Source organism: Rouxiella silvae (genome assembly GCF_002093625.1).
GTDB classification, from domain to species: Bacteria; Pseudomonadota; Gammaproteobacteria; order Enterobacterales; family Enterobacteriaceae; genus Rouxiella; species Rouxiella silvae.
This window is the reverse complement of sequence record NZ_MRWD01000006.1, coordinates 1-23,685: the sequence shown is the minus strand read 5'-3', so window position 1 is coordinate 23,685 and position 23,685 is coordinate 1. Positions and strand designations below refer to the sequence as shown.

20 protein-coding genes are annotated in these 23,685 nt (G+C 52.5%); 5 read left to right on the top strand and 15 right to left on the bottom strand.

Annotation, left to right across the window (positions count from 1 at the left end; genetic code table 11):
* Positions 1–63: 63 nt before the first annotated feature.
* Genes BS639_RS03880 through BS639_RS03845 form a run of 8 tightly spaced genes read right to left on the bottom strand, consistent with a single transcriptional unit; the run spans position 64 to position 7,771 of the window.
* Entirely contained in the window at positions 64–1,467 is a 1,404-nt protein-coding gene (locus BS639_RS03880; RefSeq protein ID WP_084982308.1) for an FAD-binding oxidoreductase, read from the bottom strand.
* 30 nt (positions 1,468–1,497) lie between these two features.
* The gene (locus BS639_RS03875; RefSeq protein WP_055781613.1) at positions 1,498–2,313 is read right to left on the bottom strand and encodes an ABC transporter permease; all 816 of its coding nucleotides are present in this window, start codon (positions 2,311–2,313) and stop codon (positions 1,498–1,500) included.
* Positions 2,314–2,317: 4 nt separating this feature from the next.
* Positions 2,318–3,145, bottom strand: coding sequence for an ABC transporter ATP-binding protein (locus tag BS639_RS03870; protein ID WP_084982307.1), 828 nt, complete (start codon positions 3,143–3,145; stop codon positions 2,318–2,320).
* Positions 3,142–4,125: an ABC transporter substrate-binding protein gene (locus BS639_RS03865; protein WP_084982306.1), complete on the bottom strand. Its 984-nt coding sequence runs from the start codon at positions 4,123–4,125 to the stop codon at positions 3,142–3,144. Before BS639_RS03865 ends, BS639_RS03870 begins: the two co-directional genes overlap by 4 nt.
* A gap of 13 nt (positions 4,126–4,138) precedes the next feature.
* A complete protein-coding gene (locus tag BS639_RS03860; RefSeq protein WP_055781623.1) occupies positions 4,139–5,020 on the bottom strand; it encodes a creatininase family protein in 882 nt (293 codons plus the stop codon).
* A gap of 21 nt (positions 5,021–5,041) precedes the next feature.
* Complete coding sequence (locus BS639_RS03855) at positions 5,042–5,512, bottom strand: RidA family protein (protein ID WP_055781628.1); 471 nt, start codon at positions 5,510–5,512, stop codon at positions 5,042–5,044.
* Complete coding sequence (locus tag BS639_RS03850; protein WP_084982305.1) at positions 5,502–6,782, bottom strand: amidohydrolase family protein; 1,281 nt, start codon at positions 6,780–6,782, stop codon at positions 5,502–5,504. The genes BS639_RS03855 and BS639_RS03850 overlap by 11 nt, the downstream gene beginning before the upstream one ends.
* A gap of 20 nt (positions 6,783–6,802) precedes the next feature.
* Positions 6,803–7,771, bottom strand: a complete 969-nt coding sequence (locus BS639_RS03845; RefSeq protein ID WP_084982304.1) for a PDR/VanB family oxidoreductase — start codon at positions 7,769–7,771, stop codon at positions 6,803–6,805.
* 237 nt (positions 7,772–8,008) lie between these two features.
* Here BS639_RS03845 and BS639_RS03840 point away from each other — a divergent pair, with 237 nt between their 5' ends.
* From BS639_RS03840 to BS639_RS03825, 4 genes are all read left to right on the top strand, one after another.
* Positions 8,009–8,932, top strand: coding sequence for a LysR family transcriptional regulator (locus BS639_RS03840; RefSeq protein WP_084982303.1), 924 nt, complete (start codon positions 8,009–8,011; stop codon positions 8,930–8,932).
* Positions 8,933–9,190: 258 nt separating this feature from the next.
* Complete coding sequence (locus BS639_RS03835; RefSeq protein WP_084982302.1) at positions 9,191–10,180, top strand: ABC transporter substrate-binding protein; 990 nt, start codon at positions 9,191–9,193, stop codon at positions 10,178–10,180.
* Positions 10,181–10,191: 11 nt separating this feature from the next.
* Positions 10,192–11,619: an amidohydrolase family protein gene (locus BS639_RS03830; RefSeq protein WP_084982301.1), complete on the top strand. Its 1,428-nt coding sequence runs from the start codon at positions 10,192–10,194 to the stop codon at positions 11,617–11,619.
* 27 nt (positions 11,620–11,646) lie between these two features.
* Complete coding sequence (locus tag BS639_RS03825; protein ID WP_084982300.1) at positions 11,647–12,633, top strand: isopenicillin N synthase family dioxygenase; 987 nt, start codon at positions 11,647–11,649, stop codon at positions 12,631–12,633.
* A gap of 80 nt (positions 12,634–12,713) precedes the next feature.
* Here BS639_RS03825 and BS639_RS03820 read toward each other — a convergent pair whose 3' ends face one another.
* The 4 genes from BS639_RS03820 to efeU all read right to left on the bottom strand — a co-directional run bounded on the left by BS639_RS03820 (position 12,714) and on the right by efeU (position 18,010).
* Complete coding sequence (locus BS639_RS03820; RefSeq protein WP_084982299.1) at positions 12,714–13,772, bottom strand: NAD(P)-dependent alcohol dehydrogenase; 1,059 nt, start codon at positions 13,770–13,772, stop codon at positions 12,714–12,716.
* Positions 13,773–13,907: 135 nt separating this feature from the next.
* Positions 13,908–15,176: a Dyp-type peroxidase gene (locus BS639_RS03815; RefSeq protein ID WP_055781656.1), complete on the bottom strand. Its 1,269-nt coding sequence runs from the start codon at positions 15,174–15,176 to the stop codon at positions 13,908–13,910.
* 3 nt (positions 15,177–15,179) lie between these two features.
* The gene (gene efeO, locus BS639_RS03810) at positions 15,180–16,406 is read right to left on the bottom strand and encodes an iron uptake system protein EfeO (RefSeq protein WP_084982298.1); all 1,227 of its coding nucleotides are present in this window, start codon (positions 16,404–16,406) and stop codon (positions 15,180–15,182) included.
* An 11-nt stretch (positions 16,407–16,417) separates the two neighbouring features.
* The gene (gene efeU, locus BS639_RS03805; protein WP_084982297.1) at positions 16,418–18,010 is read right to left on the bottom strand and encodes an iron uptake transporter permease EfeU; all 1,593 of its coding nucleotides are present in this window, start codon (positions 18,008–18,010) and stop codon (positions 16,418–16,420) included.
* 549 nt (positions 18,011–18,559) lie between these two features.
* Here efeU and BS639_RS03800 point away from each other — a divergent pair.
* On the top strand, positions 18,560–19,795 hold the full coding sequence (locus BS639_RS03800) for a mechanosensitive ion channel family protein (RefSeq protein ID WP_055781665.1): 1,236 nt from the start codon (positions 18,560–18,562) through the stop codon (positions 19,793–19,795).
* A 52-nt stretch (positions 19,796–19,847) separates the two neighbouring features.
* On the opposite strand, the gene BS639_RS03795 is transcribed toward BS639_RS03800, so the two are convergent.
* The 3 genes from BS639_RS03795 to BS639_RS03785 form a co-directional block, all read right to left on the bottom strand.
* Complete coding sequence (locus BS639_RS03795) at positions 19,848–21,275, bottom strand: cytochrome c (protein WP_084982296.1); 1,428 nt, start codon at positions 21,273–21,275, stop codon at positions 19,848–19,850.
* Positions 21,275–22,900: a GMC family oxidoreductase gene (locus tag BS639_RS03790; RefSeq protein WP_084982295.1), complete on the bottom strand. Its 1,626-nt coding sequence runs from the start codon at positions 22,898–22,900 to the stop codon at positions 21,275–21,277. The genes BS639_RS03795 and BS639_RS03790 overlap by 1 nt, the downstream gene beginning before the upstream one ends.
* A gap of 114 nt (positions 22,901–23,014) precedes the next feature.
* Positions 23,015–23,563 (bottom strand): sugar dehydrogenase complex small subunit, encoded by a 549-nt coding sequence (locus tag BS639_RS03785; RefSeq protein ID WP_084982294.1) that lies wholly within the window; start codon positions 23,561–23,563, stop codon positions 23,015–23,017.
* Between the last annotated feature and the right edge of the window lie 122 nt (positions 23,564–23,685).

Here is a 23,685-nt window from a genome sequence, read left to right as displayed (position 1 = left end):
TATAAAGTAATACGCAAGCGGAAGTCCCCCTGCCTATTGATGGCAGGGGGTTAATTATTATTTTTATTGGTCAGCTAATAACAGTGGATCATTATCTAACGTTAATGTGTCGCGTACTTCCCAGCCTCTGAGCTTGCCGGGGTTAAGTAATCCATTTGGATCTAAGCACTTTTTGACAGAGACGACATCGGATTTAATTTCACCTTGTTTACCATCTTCAATTTGATAAACGTGTGGGTTATTTATTTTGACGTCATTATTACGAAATATCTGCATTATTTCATTTAATCTTTCTTCAGTCGAATAACGAATTAACTGCAAACCACTGGCGGTTATATTTCCGTCATTGTCGCGCAGGAATTCTATATGTGAAATCACCTCGTCGCCAAATAACGCTGCCATATCGATAATCTGTTGACGATAGTTATTATAATTAAACGCCGTTTGCAGATAGGTGAGCGTCGGGTCAATTTTGAGCGCGTGCAGCGTCGTGTGGTTCCAGCAATACTCCATCAAGGAAGCGTTAGCGTCACGGGCTTCATCAGCCGTTTGGCGCACGGCACTTTGCCCACGGTGTTTCGCCAGCAGGTTAGTGCAAAGGCCTTCACTTTCCTGGGCAATGACGCTGATCACTGCGTGCTGAGTGGCCTGATAGTGTCCGTTTAAATGACTAAAGTAGCTTGGGATCGGCGCGGCAAACAGCGCCAGCTGCCGTTTTACCAGCCCAGGAGAGCGGGCAAAGGCGTTGGCGTAATCCAGTGCGTCGGTAAAGTCGTCGAATACGTCCAGCCGTTCAATCCAGCGATGCGCAGGCGCCAGCGCCAATTCAACCTCGAGCACAATTCCGTTGCTGCCGTAAGCATGATGCAGCAGCAGCGCCTGGGGTGCGGGAACGTCGAGAATGCGCGGCTCGGCCTCCATGGTCATCACTTTCACGCTGAGCACGTTGCCCGGCGCACCCAGTGGACCATAATTGATGGAGCCGATGCCGCCAAATCCACCGCCGTAAAGGCCCCCCAGACTGGCCAGCCGATAAGTTGACGGCATGCAGCGAAGCTCCCAGCCTGCGGGGCGGGTGACGGTTTCAATGTCTGCCAGGCGAATTCCCGCTTGCGCACGCACCACGCCATCACCCAGCGCGCAAACTTGGTTAAACCCAGTCATGTCGACCAAAATACCGCCCCGCAGCGGGACCAGTTGACCATAATTACCGGTCGCGCCGCCGCGCAAAATCAGCGGTAACTGATGCCTCACGCAGGCCTGAACCAACAGGCGCAGCTCTTCTTCACTGCGCGGTTTGACCACCGCATCGGCCTGTTTATTTTCCAACTGTTGTTTCAGCACCGGGCTGAACCAGTGAAAATCGCGCGAAAGGCGTTTCACCTTTGGCGCCTGCACAGTCCAATCGAGGTCGGGAAGCGCCTGCTGTATCAGGGCCAGCGCGCTCTTACGTTGTTCACTGTCCATATTCTTTTTGCCTGCAAATAATGAATGATTTTAATGAGACTGCACGACTTCGCTTTCATGCCAGGCACTCAGGACACGACGAGAAATCCACGACATCACCCCAAACAGCGCGATACCGGTCAGTGAAATTAACAACAGAGCGGCAAACATCAGCGGAATGTCGAGCTGATATCCTGCCTGAAGTATCTGGTAGGCCAGGCCGGTATTATTTCCGCCGGTTCCCGCGACAAATTCAGCCACTACTGCACCAATTAGCGACAGTCCGCTGGAGATACGCAGTGCGCCAAAAAAATAGGGCAGGGCAGAAGGAATACGTAGACGAACAAGAATCTGTAGGCGGCTTGCGTTGCTCAGCTGGAAATAGCTCAGCAGGCCGGGCGAAACGCTGCGCAGCCCCTGAGTGGTGTTAGAAATAATCGGGAACACCGCCATCAGCGTCGAGCAAACCACCAAAGAGAGCGTGGTGTCTTTCACCCAAATAATAATCAGCGGTGCGATGGCAACGATAGGCGTGACCTGTAGAAATACGATGTAGGGAAACAGCGCCGTTTCCACAAAGCGGTTCTGCACCAGCACAAAGGCCACCGCCGCGCCGATAACAATCGACAGTAAAAATGATATCAGGGTGATTTTTAGCGTAAACAGCAGCGACATCATCAGCGAACCCAGATTGGTCCACAGGCTTTGCAGCATCACCACCGGTGAAGGCACCAGAAACTGGGGGATTTTGAAATAGCTGACCCAGCCCTGCCACAGCAAAATTACCACTACCGCCACCAGCGCGGGATAAAGAATTTTTCGAAACGTGGGATTATTCATCCATGGGGAGGATTTTTGAGTGGGCATACGATTACTCCATACCTGATTGGCTGGCTTGCAGCAGGCTGTCCTGCAACTGCTTCGCATAGTGTGAAAAAACGGGACTGACGCGGAAATTTTCGCTGCGTGGGAAAGGCTCCGTGATGGCAATATCTTCCACTACGCGCCCCGGCCGCGCTGCCATCATGACAACCCGCTGAGAAAGAAATACGGCTTCATGTATCGAGTGAGTCACGAACACCACCGTTAACCCCTGCTCACGCCACAGCCGCAGCAGGTCACTGTCGAGCTTGTTACGGGTTATCTCGTCGAGTGCACCAAAAGGTTCGTCCATCAGCAACAGTTTGGGGCGTGTCACCAGTCCGCGAGCAATTGATACGCGCATCTGCATGCCGCCCGAGAGCTCGCGCGGCAGCACTTTAGCAAACTTGCCCAAACCGACCAGCTCCAGCGCTTCACTGACGCGAGTGTTGGCTTCGGCGCGCGGTACGCCAGCAAGATCCAGCGGAAGACGCACGTTATTTTGCACGTTGCTCCACGGCATCAGCGTCGCTTCCTGAAACACGAAAGAGAGCGGCACCTGGCCTTTTTCGCGACTGTCTTTGCGCCACAGCACCAGTTTGCCGTCGCTTGGCTCGATAAGTCCTGCCACCATCTTGAGCAGCGTACTTTTACCGCAGCCGGACGGGCCGAGCAGGGTCACGAATTCGCCCTGATTAATGGTGAGATTGACTGGCAACAGCGCGCGTGTGCCGTTGCTGTATATTTTCTCCGCCGACAGCACCTCGATGGCTGGCGTTGAAGGGGCGCTTGCGGTGCGCACGTCGCTCATAATCGTCAGTTTCGGTGCGGAATTCATGGCATAACCTTCGCATCTTTGATCATGTCGAGGGTATACGTCTGCTCAAACGGCACTTTATCGGCATCGATCAGCTTGTTTTTTACCAGCATGTCCCAGGTCTTTTTCAGACGGGGTTCAGTGATAATGCCAATGCCGCCGGTCTGTGCATCGCCGCCGGTAACTAACTGATATTTCTTCATCTGTACGATGCCGAAGGCAATCTGGTCTGCACCCATGCGTGGATTATCTTTGTGAATCAACGCGTTGCCCGCCGTTGGATCCTGAAGATACTCCTTCCAGCCCTGCATCGAGGCTTTCACAAAGGCAGCCACCGCGGCTGGGCGTTTCTTAACGGTATCGGCCATGCAGATAATTGAGTTGCCATAAGGCGGGTAGCCCCAGTCGCTGAGCATATAAACGTAGAAAGGTTTGCCGCCTTTTTCGACCGAGAAAGGCTCGGAGGTGACATAGCCCTGCTGCACCAGATTATTGTCTGCCAAGAAAGGCTGAACGCTAAAGGTATAGGGACGAATTTTTGCGCTGGCCAGACCCAGTTCGCTCTTGGCCCACGGCCAGAAAGAGGTGTAGGCCTCAGTGGCGAGCAGGAAGGTTTTGTCCTTCAATCCCTGCGCATTTTCAACCTTGTCGTGACTGATAAATACTGTGGGCGAATGCTGAAACACTGTCGCAACCGTTACCGCATGCACACCGGCCTGCCAGGTTTCGAGCGCCTGACCGTTGTCGCCAAGAGTACAGTCTGCCTGACCCGCGGCCATCAACTGCATGACGTTAACCTGTGGGCCGCCCATTTTGATGCTGACGTCGAGGCCGGCATTTTTATACAAACCCTTGGCCTCGGCGTCATAAAAACCGCCGTGCTCGGCCTGCGCGTACCAGTTAGTCAAAAAGGTAAATTTCTCTTCGGCCATGCTGGTGGTAGAAATCCCGGCCAGCAGCAGCGCAAGCAGAGTGTGAGTCGGGGTAGGCAGTTTTATCATCGCGGCAGTTCCTTTATTCAGAGACAAAAGAAGACGAAGGGGGAGTAAAAGTGGTTTGCACGAAGCCGTTCCAGTGGTGTTTTCCCCAGGTTGGCTCACTGCGTACTTTCCATTGCATACGGTGGATTTCGACGATCGCCTGTGCCCAGCTGTCTGCCAGCGAGTCGAGGATCGCGTGGCCCTGTTCAACGGTGGCCTCGGTCGGATCGCCAATTACGCCGCTGGGGCCAAAATCGTAAGAGGCCCAGGCAGCAGCAGGGCGGCCGCTTGAAAGCGTCGGACACGGGAACTCAGGCGGATAATTGGCCACCGCGTGCTCCATGTGGACACATTCCGGGGCCAGCGCCATCATCACCGCGGTTTCACTGTGGCCGGCGTGCATCGCCATTTTTTGCTCTAACGCACTCAGGAACTGATTTTCAACGTTAGGCACGCGGAACACGTCGTGGGGGATCATTATCATGTCGCCGTGGCGCAGACGCATTTCACGCGATGCCATCTGCAAAACCTGTGGCTGTCCACCGTGGCCGTTAATCATCAATAGCTTACGGAATCCAGCGCGATACAGCGATTCGGCAATTTCGAGCACGGTTTGCAGCAGCGTGTCGCCGGTCAAGGTCAGCGTGCCGGGAAAGTTGAGATGTTCGTCAGACTTGCCGTAGGTTATGGGCGCAATAGCATAGGCCGGAATATCCTGTGGCAGCCGCGCCAGTGCGTGCCCGGCCACGCCGGAGGAGATCACGCTGTCAACCGAACAAGGCAGGTGTGGGCCGTGCTGCTCAATGGCACCGGTCGGCAGCACAATAACGGTATTGGCTTTGTCAGGCAGGGCAGCGATCGCCGTCCAGCTCAGGAAAGGGAGAAAACGTGCTGCGGGAATATAGCCGTTAATCATACTGTGCCTCGTCGTCAGACGTTATTGGGTTAAGCGGGATTGGGGTAACCAGGCCGTGGCCTCAACTTCTATCAATACCTCGGCGCTGGGCAGCATTTCACTGACCTGCACCACGGTAGAAACCGGCGGTTGCCCGGGATAGAACATTTTTCTCACCCGGCTGTAGTACGGGAAGTGGTCGAGATTGCGAAAATACTGCACCAGCTTGATGACATCGCTCATTTGACCACCGGCCTCTTCAATGGTGTGGCGGATGCTTTCAAGCACATACCAGCTTTGTGCAAGAATTGGGCCTTGTTTGGCATCGGTTGAGAACTCACCGGTTTCACCCAGCAGCAGGCGAGCTTGGGCCGGAATATCCTGAAAACCACGCACGATAGTCGCGCTCTGTGGGTTGACCGGAATAATGCCTGAGAGAAAGATAAAATCGCCTGCGCGACGCCAGGCGGCATATTTGGCGAGCGGTTTGCCCGCGCCGGCTTCAAGACTCATGAGATAACTCCTGATTCCACGTGCGTTGATGGGTCAGCCTGCCGTGGTGGATAACCAGGCGGGCCGCGCTGTTTAACGGCCAGGTCGCGATGTTGCTACCGGGGAATACGACCAGCGTAGCGGCGCTGCCCTCCGCCAGCGGGGATTGCGTGTGCGCATTGCCGGTGAGCGCCGCCGAGTCACAGATAAGCCGCGACTGTTGGTCAAAAAGGGTGTCGAGTTGCAGAGAGAACAGGGCGCAGCTCAGCGTATCCAGCGGGTCATAGCTGCCTGCCGGACAGAATGCATCCTGCACGTTATCGCACCCCAGCAGCGTCGGAATACCTGCAACCTGCGCTTCTTTAAGCACGGTTATTCCGCGCTGGCGCGGCGTGCGGCCCACCACAGCGTCCTGCAGCAGCAGGTTAGTCATCGGCAACGCAATCAGCGTCACGCGCTGCGCTGCCAGCAGGGCTAACACTTCCTGCGCCTGCCCTTCGCTGCCCGAGGCCAGCGCACAGCCGTGGCTACAACAGATGTGGCCGCTAAAGGCGTTTTCTGACAAATAGTGCGCCAGCCAAGTCAGTCCGTGGGCGGTGGCGGTCAGCTCTTCGTCAATGTGCAGGTCCAGATTTAATTGCCAGGCGGATGCACTGTGCATCAGATTCTTCATCGCCGCTGGGTCCCAGTTGGACGAGTGAATAAAGCCGCCCAGCAGACAGTGTTCACCGCTTTGCGCCACAGCACGGGCAATGTCGTCTGCCACAGAGGCATTGGCAAACAAGCCCAGCGGTACCAGCGCGACCCGCTCAAGGGTAACGCCGTGCTCTTCAACATGGGCCATTTCATGCCAGGCCACCGGCGGCGTTGCAGTAAACCAGTCAATGTGCGTGCGTAAATGCGTTACCCCGTGGGCAGCCGCCCATGCCAGACCTCGTTTGCCGCGCTGCTGAAGGTCTTCGGCGGTCCAGTGTTGGCGGTCCTGATGCATTGTTTCAATGGCGGCCAGCAGACCCGGTTTTGACGGACGGCTGCGGCCAATGGTGAAGGTTTTATCAAGGTGCGCATGCGGCTCAATCATTCCCGGCAGTGCCAGTGCGCCTTGAGCGTCCCATAGGTCAAGCTGCGGGGGATGACTCGGGGTCAGCGACGAAATTTTGCCGTCCTCAAAGCGCAAGTCCGCCGTTGCCGGTTCGCCTGACTGTTGCGGCCAGCTCGGAGGCAGCAGCCACGCCGGAAGGCGCAGGTTGGCAATGCCGTTAAGCGCTGTTGCAGTGTTAAGAGAGGTCATCTTGATGCTCCGCGTTGACATTACAGGTCGAGGACCAGAACAGGACTTTTAGAACGCGAACAGCACAGCGTAATTTGCGTGTTCTCCTCTTTTTCTTCTTGGCTTAGTACGCAGTCGCGGTGGTCCGGAATGCCGTCTATGACATCAGTAATACAGGAACCACAAATACCCTGTTCGCACGACAGCATAATATCGACCTTAGCGCTCAGTAATACTTCGGCAATTGTTTGATTAGGGCTGACTAAATAACGCTGGCCGGTCGAATTCAACTGAATATAAAACGCTTTCTCATCGGCAAGGTTATTTACGGGTGCAGGGGTAAAGCGTTCAAAAGATAATTGTGCCGCTTGCCATTGATGCTTGTGCAGCAGGTCCTGCAGGCGTTCAATAAACCCCTCCGGCCCGCAGGCGATAACTTTTGCCTCTGGCTCAGCGTTGAGTAGGCAATCGGGCGTTTTTTGGCGCAGGGAATCGTTTGCGTCGCTGTAATGAAGAAAAACGTGTTTCGCCAATGTCGGCGCACTCAGGCGGTTCATAAAGGCCGTTCCCTGTCCGTTAGAGACATAGTAATGCAGTTCAAAATCAATATCTTGAGCTGAAATTTTCTCGGCCATCGCCAGCAGCGGAGTAATGCCAATTCCGCCTGCAAACAGCAGATAGCGCGTTGCCGCAGGCAGATGAAAATGATTGCGCGGTGCAGAAATATTCAGGCTATCGCCCGCCTTGAGGTGGTGATGAATGAAATGCGACCCCCCAGAAGATATTTCCGAGAGCTTGACGCAAATTTCATAATATTCAACGCTGTCGATTTCGGTGCAGAGAGAATATTGACGAGGACCAATATCAGGAATAAATACGTCAATGTGTGCGCCGGGTGAGTAAGTCGGTAATAGGTGCCCTTGCTGCGCGATAAGCTGCAATGAAATATTCCCTAAACCGTTTCTCGTGACAGTCTTTATAGTGACAGGAATTAACTCGGCGTCTTTCATTCTGGTTTACCGTATTTGTCTTATTTAAAAAATATAAAAATGAAAAGTGTTAAAACGGGCGTTTTAACCTCTTAACCACACAACCCACTGCGGGAGGGGCTAATGGTATGAGGAGGCTGCTTTTTAAGCGGTGAAACGATTGTTCCCGTTGCAATGAAAGCTACGTTATTGTTATAAAACCGTTGCGTCCAGCGCTTTGATTCGCACATCCCGTTGCATAAAAGAGAGCACCCAACTATGTTCGCATTCTCCCGATTTCTGCTGTACTTCACCGAAGTTGCCCGTCAGGGATCGTTTCGCAAGGCGTCAGAAACTTTGCACGTGGCGGCATCGTCTATTGACCGACAGATACTGCGGGTTGAAAAAGAGCTGGCGATGCCGCTGTTTGAAAGACACCCGACCGGGCTGCGGTTGACGGCGGCGGGAGAGCTGTTGCTCCACGCCGCCAATAATTGGAAAAAGGATTTTAATCGCGTTTGTGAACAGCTTGATGACCTGCGCGGCCTGAGGCGCGGGCACGTCCGCATTGCGACTATTGATGCCATAAATCGGCACTTTTTTTCCGCGATGCTCAAGAAGGTTCATCTCGACTATCCCAACATTTCATTCACGCTGACTACCATGAATAACATCGATATTCAGCAGGCGCTGATGTCGGGTGACGCCGACTTCGGGATCATGCTCAATCCTCAAAGTTCCCGAGAGTTACAGGTGCAGGCTTTTGCCGAAATTAATCTGGGTATCGTGGTGCCGAAAGGGCATCCGCTGGGCGAGAAGCGCAGTATTCGATTCAATCAGTGTATGGAATATCCGTTTATCATCCCCTCTGCGCCATTGATGCTTTCCGAGCCGGTTGAGGCGCTAATCAACATTAACGGTGGCCTGATTAATGAGGTCGCGGTTTCCAACAATATTCATATGATCCGTTCACTGATTAAAGAGAAAATAGGCATCGGTATTTTGTGCTGGCTCGATATCATGGACGAGGTGCTCGATGATCAGTTGCAGTTTATTCCGCTCACCGATCCGCAGCTAAAAACCTTTACCTTGTCGCTGTGCGTCGCACCGTCGCGCCAGCTCTCTCTTGCAGCGTCGATGATGCTTAAACAGCTCGAACTGTTGTTTAGCCAGATTCAAAATCCAGGCAACGAAACGCCGTAAATTGCACCAACGTAGTGCTCACTGCTCTGCTTTGAATCAAAGGTTGCAGAGTTGAATTAGCTTAAAACACCCACAAAGCGCATGGATTGGGCATGGGTAGAGTTGGCATCGTTTTTGTATAGCTACAAGTGAGTAGAAGCGGTCAGTGCAGAAAAGTGCGCGGGACATTGCTCAGCAACCATTTCGCGGTTCATTTTGAGACGGAGGCTGAGCGGCTTTTTGCTTGTCCTCCTTCCGGCGATGATTAGGAGAGGAGCAATGAAGTTAACATCTCGCATTCCCCTGTCTTGCTGCGTGCTGAGCACGCTGATACTGGGGACTTTTTCGCTGACGGCCCACGCCGACGAGAAGCTTGTTCTGCTGACCTCGTGGTATGCCCAGGCCGAGCAGGGCGGTTATTATCAGGCGCTGGCGACCGGTATTTATAAACGTTATGGGCTGGATGTCACGATTCAGTCCGGTGGGCCGCAGATCAATGGCATGCAGTTGCTGCTGTCCAAGCGTGCCGACGTGATTATCGGCTATGATCTCCAACTGCTCGATGCCGTGCAGCGCGGTTTTCAGGCTATAGCGATCGCCGCACCGTTTCAGTTCGACCCGCAGGGTTTACTCACCCACGCTTCGGTCACCTCGCTTGACGGCTTAAAAGGTAAAACTATTCTGGTGTCCAGCTCGGGCCAGTCAACTTGGTGGCCGTGGTTGAAAGAGCGCTATCACCTCAGCGATTCTCAGGCTCGGCCTTACACCTTCAATATCCAACCCTTTGTTGCCGATGACAATGTTGCCCAGCAGGCCTACGTCAGCTCTGAAGTATTTCAGGCGAAAAAGGCTGGGGTGAAATCTAATTTCTTCCTCTTCTCCGAGCACGGATATCCCCCTTATGGCGGTATTTTGATTACCCGTCCGGATCTGATCGACAGCCGTAAAGACGCCATGGCCAAGTTTGTGCGCGCCTCAATGGAAGGCTGGGTCAGCTATCTGCAAAACCCTGCACCGGGCAACGCGTTAATCAAAAAAGACAACCCGAAAATGACCGACGACCTGTTGGATTGGGCGGTATTGCAAATCAAACAGCACCACTTGATTGACGGCGGTGACGCCGCGACGCAGGGCTGGGGAACCATGACGCAGGCCCGTTGGCAGAAGACCCGAGATTTTATGGTCAATGCTAAATTGCTCAATGCCGACACTGACTGGAAACAGGCCTATACCACGCAGTTTGTCGAGCATATGGACGTCAAACCCTGAGGAGCGTTGTAATGTCATCTCATTCATTGCTGATTAAAAATGCGCACGCCATTCTGACCGGCCTGCCGGGTGATGCTGCCCGCCACACTGGGCCAGATATTCGCGTGCGCGACGGCGTAATTGAGGCCATCGGGTCTCTGACGGCACTGCCGGAAGAGAGGCTGATTGACGCCCGAGACTGCGTGATATATCCGGCGTGGGTCAATACGCATCATCACCTGTTTCAGTCTTTGCTTAAAGGCGAGCCACAGGGGCTGAACAAAAGCCTGACCGAGTGGTTAAGCGCTACGCCTTATCGTTTTCGCGCCACCTTCGATGAAACAACGTTTCGTCTGGCGGTGCGCATTGGCCTGATTGAGCTGCTGCGTTCGGGCTGTGCTACCGTTGCCGATCATAACTATCTCTACTGGCCGGATATGCCGTTTGATCCCTCAGAGATTGTGTTTAGCGAGGGTGAAGCGTTAGGCATGCGCATCGTGTTGTGCCGAGGAGGGGCCACGCAGGGGCGGGCAATTGAGCGCGATTTACCTCAGGCGCTGCGACCGGAAAACGTCGAACACTACATGGCGGATGTTGAGCGCTTGGTCGCCCGCTATCACGACTCGCGTCCGGCGTCGCTGCGTCGCGTCGTGATGGCACCGACCACGCTGCTGCATTCGGCGCCGGGACCGCAGCTGCGTGAAATGGCTAAACTGGCTCGCCAGTTGGGCATTCGCCTGCACAGTCACCTCTCAGAAACGGTGGATTATCTTGATGCAGCGCGTGACAAATTTGGCATGACGCCGGTCGAATTTTGCGCCGAACACGATTGGCTGGGCGATGACGTGTGGTTTGCGCATCTGGTGAAACTGTTGCCGCAGGAAATAGCTATTCTGGGGCAAACCCGCACCGGTATTGCCCACTGTCCGCAGAGTAACGGGCGTTTGGGCAGCGGTATCGCCGACCTGTTGGCATTGGAAAAAGCCGGCGTGCCGGTTTCTTTGGGCGTTGACGGTGCGGCGTCTAACGAGGCGGCCGACATGCAGAGTGAGGCGCATGCCGCCTGGCTGTTGCAGCGTGCCAGAAAAGGCATGCAGGCGCAGCCGCGCTACGACGGCGGCACCTTTGAAGGCGGCGGTGATGCCGCGTCCATTGAAGATGTGGTGCGCTGGGGCAGCGCGGGCGGTGCGCAGATCCTCGGCCTGCAACAAAGCGGGTCATTGCAGGTGGGCATGCTGGCGGATATCGCCGTTTATCGGCTGGACGACCCGCGCTACTTCGGCCTGCATGATATGGCCATCGGTCCGGTAGCCTGCGGTGGTCGCGCTTCGCTCAAAGCTTTGATGATTAACGGTCGCGTGATTGTTGAAAACGACGTCGTGCCGGGTCTCGACCTGGAAAAGATGCGCCATCAGGCGATGTCAGCGGTTCGTACCCTACACCAGCGCGCGGCGCGTTAACCCTATTGATTAAGAAGGAAAATGATAATGACACAGTCAACGCAAACTCAAGGCTATGCACTGCAAGAGCTGGAAAAAGAAGCACAAATGGGCGCAATGGGAGAAGAGACGTTTGCCCGTGAAGTTCGCTGTATTAACCTCTCGGATTTTGAGAACCGCAAAAGCGAGATAGCCGACGAACTTTGGCAGGCGGCGGTTGAAATCGGCTTCTTCCAGGTGACCAACCACGGTATAGCGCTGAGCGACATCCGTCAGGCCTTCAGCATGACCGCCGATTTTTTCTCGTTACCCAATGAGGTCAAGGCGCAGTATCCGCTGGCGCGCAACGCCGGTTGGGAAAATAAATCACAGGTTCGCCCGTCGACCAAAACACCCGACCAAAAAGAGTCCTATCAAATAACGCGCCCGCTAATGGATGCGCTGTGGCCGAGCGATCGAGAGCTACCGGCGTTTAAAAATACCATGTTGGGCTTTGAGTCTCAGTGCTGGCAGTTGGGGATGAAGCTGCTGTCGTGCTTTGCACTCAAACTCGGCTTCCCCGAGCAATTTTTTGAACACGCGCATAATCCTGATCAGAAAACCTACCAAAGTACGCTGCGCATGCTGCATTACTACGCCACCGAACAGTCGCAGCAGGGGATGTGGCGCGCCGGTGCGCATACTGATTTTGACTGCCTGACGCTGTTGTTCCAACGTCCCGGTCAGGGCGGGTTGCAAGTTTGTCCGGGTAAAGACCGTGAAAGTCAGCAGTGGACCAGCATCGAACCGCGTGAAGAGGTGATTACCTGTAACATTGGTGACATGCTGATGCGCTGGAGTGACGACCAGCTGCCGTCGAATTTCCACCGAGTCAGAAATCCGCTGCCGGGTGAATATCAGGGCGAACGCTACAGTCTAGCTTTCTTCTGTCAGGCCAATAAAGACGTCGAAATTCTTGGGCCGCAGGCCAAGTATCCGGCGATCAGTGCCGAAGACTATTTGCAGCAGCGCATTCAGGCGAATTTCGCCAAGTAATAGCAGAGGGTGTAAAAGCCTAAAAAATGGCCAGGCAATGGCTGGCCATTTTAGTCAACACTGAGCGCGACGTTTTGCGATTATGCCGTTGCACCGGCGGGCAGCGTTGCCATATCGATAACAAAGCGATAGCGTACGTCGGCATTTTCCATGCGTTCGAAGGCTTCGTTGATTTCGTCCATGCGGATCATTTCACAGTCGGGAAGGATATTTTTCTCAGCGCAGAAATCCAGCATTTCCTGTGTTTCTTTAATCCCGCCAATCGGTGAACCGGCAACGCGTCGGCGTCCCATCAGCATAGGAACGGTATTGAACTCGTTCATTGGCCCAACCTGACCGACCAGAACTAGCGTGGCATCTACGTCCAGCAGCGCCAGATAAGGCGTAATGTCGTGTTTTACCGGCACGGTATCAATAATTAAATCAAAGTGATTGGCGGCCTGCGCCATAGCCTCTTCATCGGCGCTAACCAGCAGTCTGCTCGCACCCAGCGCCAGCGCATCGGCTTCTTTGGCGGCGCTGCGACTCACTACGGTGACGTCTGCACCGAGGCCGACGGCCAGTTTAACCGCCATGTGCCCCAAACCGCCGAGGCCAATTACGCCAACACGGCTGCCTACGCCGACGTTCCAGGTTTTTAGCGGTGACCAGGTGGTGATGCCGGCACAAAGCAGCGGTGCGGCCTTGGAAAGGTCAAGCCCGGCAGGCATGCTTAAACAGAACTCTTCACGCACAATTAAATGCTTGGAATATCCCCCCTGATTCGGCGCTTTAGTGATGCGATCGTGGCCGCCGTAGGTGCCAGTCATGCCTTCGCGACACAGCTGTTCTTCGCCTTTTTGACACTGGTCGCACTCCTGACAGCTGTCGACCAGACAGCCTACTGCCACGTGGTCGCCCACTTTATAGCGGTTAACCTGCGGACCCACGGCAGTCACGCGACCGACGATTTCGTGGCCGGGAACAATCGGATAATAGCTCCATCCCCAGTCATTTCGCGCAGTATGTAAATCAGAATGGCACACGCCACAGAACAAAATCTCCATGGCGACATCGTTGGGGCGCAGCGCACGGCGTTCAAACTCATAGGGTGCAAGCGGCTTTTTCGGGTCGTAAGCGGCAAATCCGACGGTTTTCATTAACAGACTCCTGAATTGTTTTTATTAGCGGCAGTTGCGATGTAAGAGACGGGCTTGGCTGTGACTTTTTGTGTGATATATCGTCAAGCATCGTCTCTTAGCGTAGCCCATGCGGCGAACAAACAGGGGATTTAGTTAACTCTCAAACATTTCGGCGCCGATGTAAGACCCCTCTTTTGGCGCAGGCGGCACGAAGAAGATGCCTGATCCAATATGCGAGATGTATTCGTTCATGGCATCCGAAGCGCCCAGTTTAGTTTGCAGAATCTCAAACTGCGCCGGATCTTTCTGATAGCTGATAAACAGCAAGCCGGCGTTCATCATGCCCAAATTGTTGAGGCCGTCGGTATAGTTATACGAACGACGCAGCAGCTTGATGCCCGCATTATTCTCATGCGCCACCAGGCTGATGTGCGACGTTGGCGGGATAACCAGATTTCCGCTCTCATCCTTTTTGGTAAAGTCGGGCGTGTCGAACTCCTGTTTCCCACTAAGCGGGCAACCCGAGACTTTATGGCGGCCGATAACATTATTTTGGTCGCTGACCCTGTCGGTGTCCCAGTTTTCAATGCGCATTTCAATCTTGCGCACCACCTGATAGCTGCCCTGCTGCTGCCAGGCTGGACCGCCGTCGTTGATCCAAACAAACTTGTCAAAATCACTCTTTTCGGTGAGATTGCGCGTGCCGTCTTTAAAGCCAAACAGGTTGCGAGGCGTTGATTGACCTTTTCCGGCCGAGGCGCGCCCAAACCCTAATACTGACCAGCGAGTTGCCGCTGCGCCCGTCTCTTTGGCAATGCGTGCCAGATTGCGTATCGCATGGTAGGCCACCTGCGGATCGTCGGCACAGGCCTGCAGTGAGAGGTCGCCGCCGCTCAGCTCGGGCTTCATATTGTCGCTGGGTAACTGAACCAGTTCGCGCATCAGGGCAGGTTTGTGCTGAGCAAGCCCAAAGGCATCGCCGAAGATGCGAGGGCCCAAGCCAACGGTCACCGTCAGCGAGGCCGGACCGAGGTCGAGCGCTTCGCCGGTGTCCATACCTACGCCGCTGTCGCGCGTTGGTTCAACCTGCCCAATGGTTTCGCCCTTCATGAGCTGGGCAATGGCCGAGGACCAGCGGGCCAATAAAACCTGTAAATCACGCGGATTAGTCGAGGTCATATCAAAAGTCATGTACATGATATAGCGCTGTGGAGGCGTATCGATGCCCGCCTGTCCAGCCTCGCCATAAAAAGCATGCTCCTTTGATAAATCAACGTTATCTTCCGGATCAGTTTGCGCCACGGCTTTAGGGTGTGCGCTGCCGACCATAGGAATGGCCAGCGCACTGGCCATCGCTCCCTTCAATAAATGACGACGAGAAAAATTTCCGGCCTCCCTGGCCGGATTTTGTTTACTGCTCATTAATCATGCGCCTCCGCTGGTGGCCACTTTTTCAGCGATTTTAGACAGCGGTTCCTGAAGTGCCTGAACGGTACGGCTCAGTTTTGCACCATCGGCCGCTTTGATGTCTGCGGTGTAGTATTTGAAACCACCGGCAACTTTCGGGTCGCGATAGGTATCAAGCAGAGTGTGTACCGCGGCAAACTGGGCGGATACGCGCTGGGTCAAATCGGGATCGATTTTCTCAAGGCCCGGTTTCAGATAAGCGAACGACTGCTCTGCGCCCTCAATGTTGCCGGCGAAATCGACCAGGTCGATATGGCTGAAGGCTTCTTCTTCACCGCTGATTTTGGTGCTCTGCACTTCTTCAAGCAGATCTGCCGCGCCGTTTGCCAGGTCTACCGGCTTGTAGGTTAGGCCTTTAACCAGCGTGTCGAGCTGTTTGACGTTCTGCTGTAGTTCAGTTGAAAGTTTCTTGGTGTCTGGGGTTATTTTGCCGTTGCCGTACAGGTCACGCTCGATGGCGTGGAAGCCGTGCCAGCCCACTTTAGGGTCAAGGTTAGAGGCACGCATGTCGATCAGATAGTCGAGGTTGCCCGCATTATCGGTAGCCTTGAAGCCCGGTAGCACAAAGCCGTTCACGTCGGATTCAATGCGCTCATAGAAAGGACGGGCTTTAGAATAATCAGCCTTGGCCTTTTCTAGGTTACCGGCCTCAATGTCGGTATTTAGGCGGTTAACGGCGACCACCATGGCATCAACCACGCCATTCACGTAGGTTGCATAACCTTTTGCGCCATCGGTCAATACGGTTGCAGTGCTGCCGGTAGGCTGTGCGGCGCTTTTACCGGTTACGGTGAAGGTGATCAACTCCTGTTTGGCACCCGGGCAGTACAGCTGATAGGTGCCGCCGTCCAGCGTCAGGGTAAATTTAGCGGCAGGCAGACCCGGTGCCAGGTTCTCTTTTTCGCCCAGAATACGGTTGTCGCTCAGCAGTTCCAGCTCGGTCAGCGAAGTGGCCGTTTTATTCACCACGTTGAAGGTGACTGGACCGGCCTTGGCGGTGTTGTGATCGAGAATACAGGTGCCACCGTCGGCACTGGTCATGGTGACGTTAACCTGCGACACGCCGTTTTTAACCGGTGCCTGCGCGGCGTCTTGAGAATAAGCATCCACAGAGAACATCAGCAGTGCGGTCAGGCATCCGGCTGTCGTCAGCGCTTCTTTTCTCTTAAATGTCTTTTTAAACATTGTGCTGTCCCTTATTTATTATCTTGCAGAGTTGTTGGTGAATAGGATTTATGCGACATGCTTTTTTGTCGGGTTATTTTTTGTTTTGCTACGAACAGTAAAATAATGGCTAACAGCGCCAAAAATACGGGCAAGTGATGAGCCCAAAAACGATAGGTTTCAAACGATTGCTGCTGGGCCTTTAGCTGGCTCAACACCTTGTTTTGATAAGCGTCTGCCACCTGCCAGTGGCACAAAGCGTCTGGCGCACTGCTGCGCACGCTAATGGTGCGTGGCGACTGCAGTCCACTGCCGCTCAGGGTGACAAAAGTCTCGGCTTGAGCGGTTGAAGAGAGCAGGGTCCCCTGAGCGGCGGTGGTGGACACCGAGCAGTTTATTGACCATTTAGCCTCATAAGGCCCGGGATGCTGGCTCGGACTTAGCCCGATAGGAATGCGATTTCCATTGAGCGCCATCACTTGGTCCAGCGTGAGAACCGGTGAAGCGCCCTCTGGCACAGTGTTAAAATGTGCCATCCAATGCTGCACGCGAATTCCCTGCTCGGGGTTGCCGTGACTATCACTATTATGCAAGGCGATTTTCAGTGATTTTCCAGCGGGTAATTCAACCCGCAGTTCGGGCACTGTGTTATCGCCGCTGAGCAGGCTGGCACGGCCAATGACGGGCTGCTCAGCATTGCCAACCAGCGGGGCGAATTCAGGAATATTCAGCGGCGTCTGCGGATAAAATGAGAACAGGGCAACGGCAGCCATCGCCAAGATAGCGGCAGAGGTGAATAACGCGCGAGCAGCGACTTTAGGAGAGGGACGCAGTCTGGCAGGCCAGTAAATAAGCACTGCGACAAGAATAATATACAGTAGCCAGCCCGCCATTTCGATTTGACGCGGGTCGGTGGGAACGCCAAGTACGCCGGAAATCAATGCAGACTGCACCGTGCCTGGAGGCACTAGCCACATAAGATTGGCGATGCGGTCTTGACCTATATTGAGCCAGCCCGCCTCATGGGCGCTGCGCAGGGAGGAGATAATGAGGCCTGCGGCAACCAGGATCAGGAACATGCCGGTATAGCGGAAGAAGCGTGCGAGATTTATGCGGATGCCGCCAACGTAAAATCCCCAGCCGATAATCACCGCCATCAGCAGTCCAACTACCGCGCCGACCGCCGCCCAAACGGCTGATTGAGCCACGGAGAAAGTTGCCAGTAAAAACACGCTGGTTTCGAAACCCTCTTTGAGCACTGCAAGAAAGGCCATGCTGGCCAATGCAAAGGCGCTCGACTGACTTATTGCCTGGGCCGCGCCGGTTTCAAGTTCTTTTTTGATGTCTTTGGCGTGGGTATTCATCCACATCACCATGCCGGTAACAAAAAAAACGGCTACCAAGCCAATCACCGCCTCCATTGACTCCTGACTGGCCTGCGGTAGGGCGCGCTCGGTCATTTCAAGGGCCACGCCAACAATGATTGAGAGCACTACCGCCAGAAAGACGCCTACCCACATAGCCGACAGGCTTTTGCCATTTTTGCGTAAAAATGCCGCAATAATGCTGACAATAAGCGCGGCTTCAAGTCCTTCCCGCAAGGCGATAACAAATGTTGCTAACACTGCGACTGCTCCACATCATTAAATGATTCATCGAACGATAATCATTATTAATATCACTATCATTATTGGCGTGGAAGACAGTGCCCAAGACAAAAAAGTAACAAAATTCTTTAAATGAAAAAGTTTGTATCAACTTATTTTTGCCGTTAAAAACGGCAGCATGAAGAGGCGAATAAAAATGAAAGTGAATCGTGTGATTTTATTGATTTGATTTTATTGATAATTATTTATTGAGAGGAATTTTATAAACGACTGTTTACTTTTATGATTGGACATTATGCCCATTGGGAATTCATTATCGCCCGTTTAAAAGCGCTAACCCTGAAATATTATCGACACACTTACGACCGCGCACGTCACGTTTTCATTCTATCGGCAAAGCCGCATTTTTATATTCATGAGGTTATTGGTCGGGGCGTATTACTGTAAAAATCCCACCGCTTTTATCAATCTGAGACTCGCGAAAGTGACGATCCCATTTTTAGTGCAGAAAATTTGTCATAATCCTTCATGATCGTCTGCATCATGGGAAAATATCAGGATCTTAGAATGCAGGATGTTATTAACGTTTGGAACTGGGTTTATTCGAACCAGATTACCTTCTCTCTACTGGCAATTCTGCTCATGCTGGTGGCCGGGTTTATCTCGTCGGTCATCTGCCGGTTCTTTCTGCTGGGCGTTGTTCGACGCTTTATTCTTCACACAAATAAAAATAGCGACCACCAAGATAAAGACATGCGAATCACCCGTCGGCTTGCCAACGTAGTACCGGTGGTCACGGTTTATTTCATGTCTCAGTTGATAAACGGTTTACCCGATGCGCTGATCGAAGCCATTCGAACGCTATGTGGCGTGTTGTTTATCGTCAATATTACGATGCTTATCAATGAACTGCTCGACACAACTATCAGCGCTTACACCAAACGCCACGGCTCGAAATCCGGTTCGATTAAAGGCTATGTGCAGATTGGTAAAATTGTAGTGTCTTCTATCGCCACGATCTTGGTGATTGCGACGCTTTCCAATAAATCGCCGGTGATTATTATATCCAGCCTGGGAGCCGTTGCTGCCGTGCTGATGCTGGTATTTCAACACACGCTGATTTCACTGGTCGCCAATATACAGGTCTCGTCTTCGCACGTTATTCAGCTTGGTGACTGGATAGAAATGCCGGTTTGCGGGATAAGCGGTGAAGTGACTGATATTGCCCTGCATACTATTACGGTTCGAAACTGGGACAACACGCTTTCACAGGTGCCGACCAAGAATTTTATTACCGAGCCTTACACCAACTGGCAGCCGATGTTTGAATCCGGCGGTCGCCGCATTAAGCGAAGCTTTTTCATCGATCAGTCCAGCATCTCTTTTGCTTCTACCGAACTGCTGGATGGACTTAAGGCCGCCGTGCCCGGAAAAATCGACAGTACCGAGGCGTACCTCGACCAGCGTTTAAGCGAGCGTTCTGACCAACAGCTGATTCATCACGGCATTACCAATCTGGGACTTTTCCGCGGCTATGTCATGGATTATCTCAAGCAGCGCGATGACATCCGTAATGATATGTATGTCATTGTGCGCCAATTAAGCCCAACGGCTGAAGGCTTGCCAATCGAAATTTACTGTTTTACGTCAAACGTATTTTGGGCCGCGTATGAAGAGACGCAGTCTGAAATATTCGAGTTTATGTACGCGACGGCAGGCTATTTCAATCTGGGGATATTTCAGAAACCTTCGGGGATTGATGTCGCGAATACGTGGCCACAGCGGAGAAAAAGTACACTTTAACCAACCTGTGTTTAAAAAGGCCCTCGTGAAAGAGGGCCTGAGTGTCATTCAACTACTTTAGGTTGTTCTTGGTTTTTCTGGCGCGGCGAACATACAGCCAAAGGGCCAATATCACCACAACCACAGCGCCTACGATAATCCCTATGCGTGCAACCAAGACCAAATAAGACGCGGGGCCACCCTGACGAACGGTCGCCACATCTTGGGCGGTAACTTTTTTGTCCGATTTTCCATAGGTCGCTATGACATAATTAGACAGTGTCGCGATTTGCTGGTCTGAAAGGTTATTGATGTCATTAGGATGATGACCAAAGCCTGGCATGAAGACTTGCCCCTCTTTTGTCGTCCTGTTAACACCGTTCAGAATCGTCGCTATTACGTTATTACTGTTAGATGAGCCTGTTACTGAATTATGGAATAAGCTTGGATAATACTGGTCTTTGCTCCCTTCACCCAAAGGTTCATGGCACGATGCACAGTTGCCCTGAAATAAGCTCAGGCCCTCAAGGTTGGCATCTTTAATAGCTTGTGAAGATTTACCGCGTAAATCATCTAAAGATGTACCGGGTGCTCCTTGATTAAAGCGGGAACCTTTATTCTCTTCCGTACTGATCGGTTTCACGGTTTTTATATACGTCGCGACCGCATTAAGATCCGCATCGCTAAGATATTGGAAGCTGTGCTCTACGGCTTCTCCCATGCTTCCCGCCGCCTGTGCTTTATTGGGCAGGTTTCCGGTACGAAGGTACTGAACCAGTTGCTCTTTGCTCCAACTGCCAATCCCTGACTCATTGTCGGAGGTAATATTGGGTGCATACCATGCCCCCACCTGGCCGCCACTCAAGAACTTACTGTTCTCTTCTTCCATCAATGGACCGCGCGGCGTATGGCAAGTACCGCAGTGTGCAGCACCCATCACGAGGTATTTTCCGCGATTCCACTCTGCGCTTTGCGTATTGTCCGAGGCGATAGGCTTGTCATTGAGGAATAACAAATTCCAGCCCATCATCATGGTTCTGATACTCATCGGGAAAGGCAACGCGGTTTCAGGCGCAGGGGTATTGACCGGCTCAACACCGTGCATGAAATATTCATACAAGTTGTGAATATCACCGTCGGTCATAACCGAATAGGCGGTATAGGGCATCGCCGGATATAAATTAGCACCGTCTTTTCGTATACCTTTACGCACTGCATCAGCAAATTGCTGCTCAGTATAGCTTCCTATACCCGCCTGCGTGGACGGCGTAATATTACTGGCAATGATTGTGCCGACTGGAGAAATAATCTTCAGGCCGCCTGCAAAATCTTTTCCGTCTTTATTGGTATGGCATGCCGCACAGTCCGAAGCGATGGCTAGATACTTCCCTTGTTCGATGGCACGAGAGGTATCACTGTCAGCCGCGTTGGCATTTATGGCAGATAACGAACTCACCAATAATGAAAATGTGAACGCTAAATTATAGGCATATTTAACCATTAGGCTTTCCCCAGTTGCAGGTGAATAGCATCAGAGGCTTTTAGTGCCAGCGCCGCCATCGTCAATGTGCTGTTACCACACCCGCCGGTGGTCATCGCTGCGCCTCCTGGAAGGAAAAGATTTTCGTGGTCGTGCGCACGACAGTCTATATCGACGACAGAATCCGCCGGGTCATTACCCATAATACAGCCACCCATGATGTGGTCACTGTTGGTATATTGTGTCGATATATCAACCTTAGTTGCGCCTAATGCGCCAGCAAGGCGTTTGGCCGTCGGAATGGAAAAGACTTGGGATCCTTTGCGGACATAGTCGCCGACATCATAATAAATATTAGGTTTCGGCAAACCTAACCAATCTTTTTTACTCGATAGCGTCAGCCTATTGTGCGCCGCAGGCATTAACTCATGCTCGATGGCTATTTCGGCCGTGCAGGCAGCCTGGCGACGAATTTCTTTATCTAACGCTTTACCCACTAAACCTTGGGCAAGGGCCGCCGTGGCACCAATACGGCTTCGGGCCATGTTATTGAAACGGAACAATGCGCCGCAGTGTTCTGAACGGAAATCACCCTGAGAAGTTTCCATAATGCTGCTGCCCTGAACGGGACCTACACCGGTCCACGCCGGTTCAGCCAATTCAAGTTCAACCACTAATTTGGGCTGATCCATCATATTGCGTCCGACCTGGTCAGAGCTGTTGGCAACGCCGTTAGGGTTGCGCGTATCGGTAGACATCAGTAAAAGTTTAGGTGTTTCAATCCCATTACAGGCAACGACATAAATAGAGCCGGTGACGCGATGGGTATTCTTCTCGCTGTCATAATAATGAACCGCCTGAATTTGATTTTTTTCGCCGGTTTCTATTTTATAAGCCACAGCATTAGTCAAAATCTTGCCGCCTTTAGACTCAATTCGAGTCAAAGAGGTCGCCGCGTCGTATTTTGCACCAATTGGACAAACGGGAATGCAGTTGTTATTGCCGCAGCATGCCGGTCGGTCGCCATAGGCAACACCACTGTTACGCGCCTGTGCTGACGGGAGGTTTACTAATCCCACGGTTGCGGCCGCGTCGGTAAAACGCTGTTCGCCCGGCCCAAACGGCAGACGGCCCATTGGATAAGGTTTTGAACGAATCGGTGGCCATTGCAGCTCGGGTTCTGAAGGACCACACACGCCTAAAGCATATTCCGCTCTCACGTAGTAAGGCTCTAACGTCGCGTAATCAAAAGCCCAGTCACGGCCTACGTTATAGAGCGATTTAAGCTTCATGTCATCGGGGGTTAGACGCCAGCAAATACCGGCCCAATGCCAGGTCGCACCGCCCGCATAACGGACATAACCTTGCTGATAAGCCCGCGCATTAGGCCCTTCCAACTGTAGATATTCGGCGGCCTGTTCCGGGGTGGCAGACATCAAATGGGGCGCCCACGGTTTAGGGGGGTAAGGCGCATTGAAGTGCAGGCGTGAAGTAGGAGGAAGATTTCGATAATTCTCGACAATTTGCCAGCGTTCTACGCGTGGACCTGCCTCGAGCATCAGGACCGAATGTCCGGCGTCCAACAGTTCTTCCGCTATCAGACAACCGACAACACCCGTGCCGATTACAATTACATCTGCGTTCATTATGTTAATCCAGCTTAAATGTGATTCCCGCGCAGTACGTGAATAAACGCGAGTATTTAATCATCAGTGAAGTAGTGCGTTAATGGCTATTATGGGGAAATAACCTTTTATGCCTTAAAATTCAGGCATATCTGCAAGCGGGGGCGCATGAGATGTCCAGCCGTTAGGGCCTGAGATCGCATAGCTTGGAATAGTCATGACATCAATAGTCGGTTGATACATCAAGGCGAGTTCATAGGTGAACACTTCTGCATCAGGAGCATCAACCAGCACGCCCTTATACCAGGCCGAAATAATGTCTAGTGCTGCCACTTTGAGTGGGCCTGCCGGGATATCAGGAAAGAAGTCTTCGACAATTTTTGCATTTTTAGCGTTGGCAATAGCCAGAATATCGCTCACTTGCTGGGGGGTAAGCATTTTACTCGTCTGCATTGCCGCAGCCAGTCTTAAACCTACATTTTTATCCAGCTTATGATTAACCAATAGCGTTGACAGTTGCATAAACTGGTTAGTATATGAGGCATTTTGTAGACTATCAGCCCATGCCGGTAGGGTAGGCCCTAGATAACTACTGCCAATTAATACAACGCCGCCGAGCAGAACTTTCCTTCGTGATAGGTTATATTCTGCTGGGGAGTCATCACGAATAATTTCATTACTCATTTTCGTTGCTCCGATAAAATATTAAGTCTTGTTTTAATTCTGTTTTTCTAATAATTTGGTTGAAATCAACAATCATTCAACATTTAAATTTTAATTTGGAAAAAAAATTAACAGTTGTAACG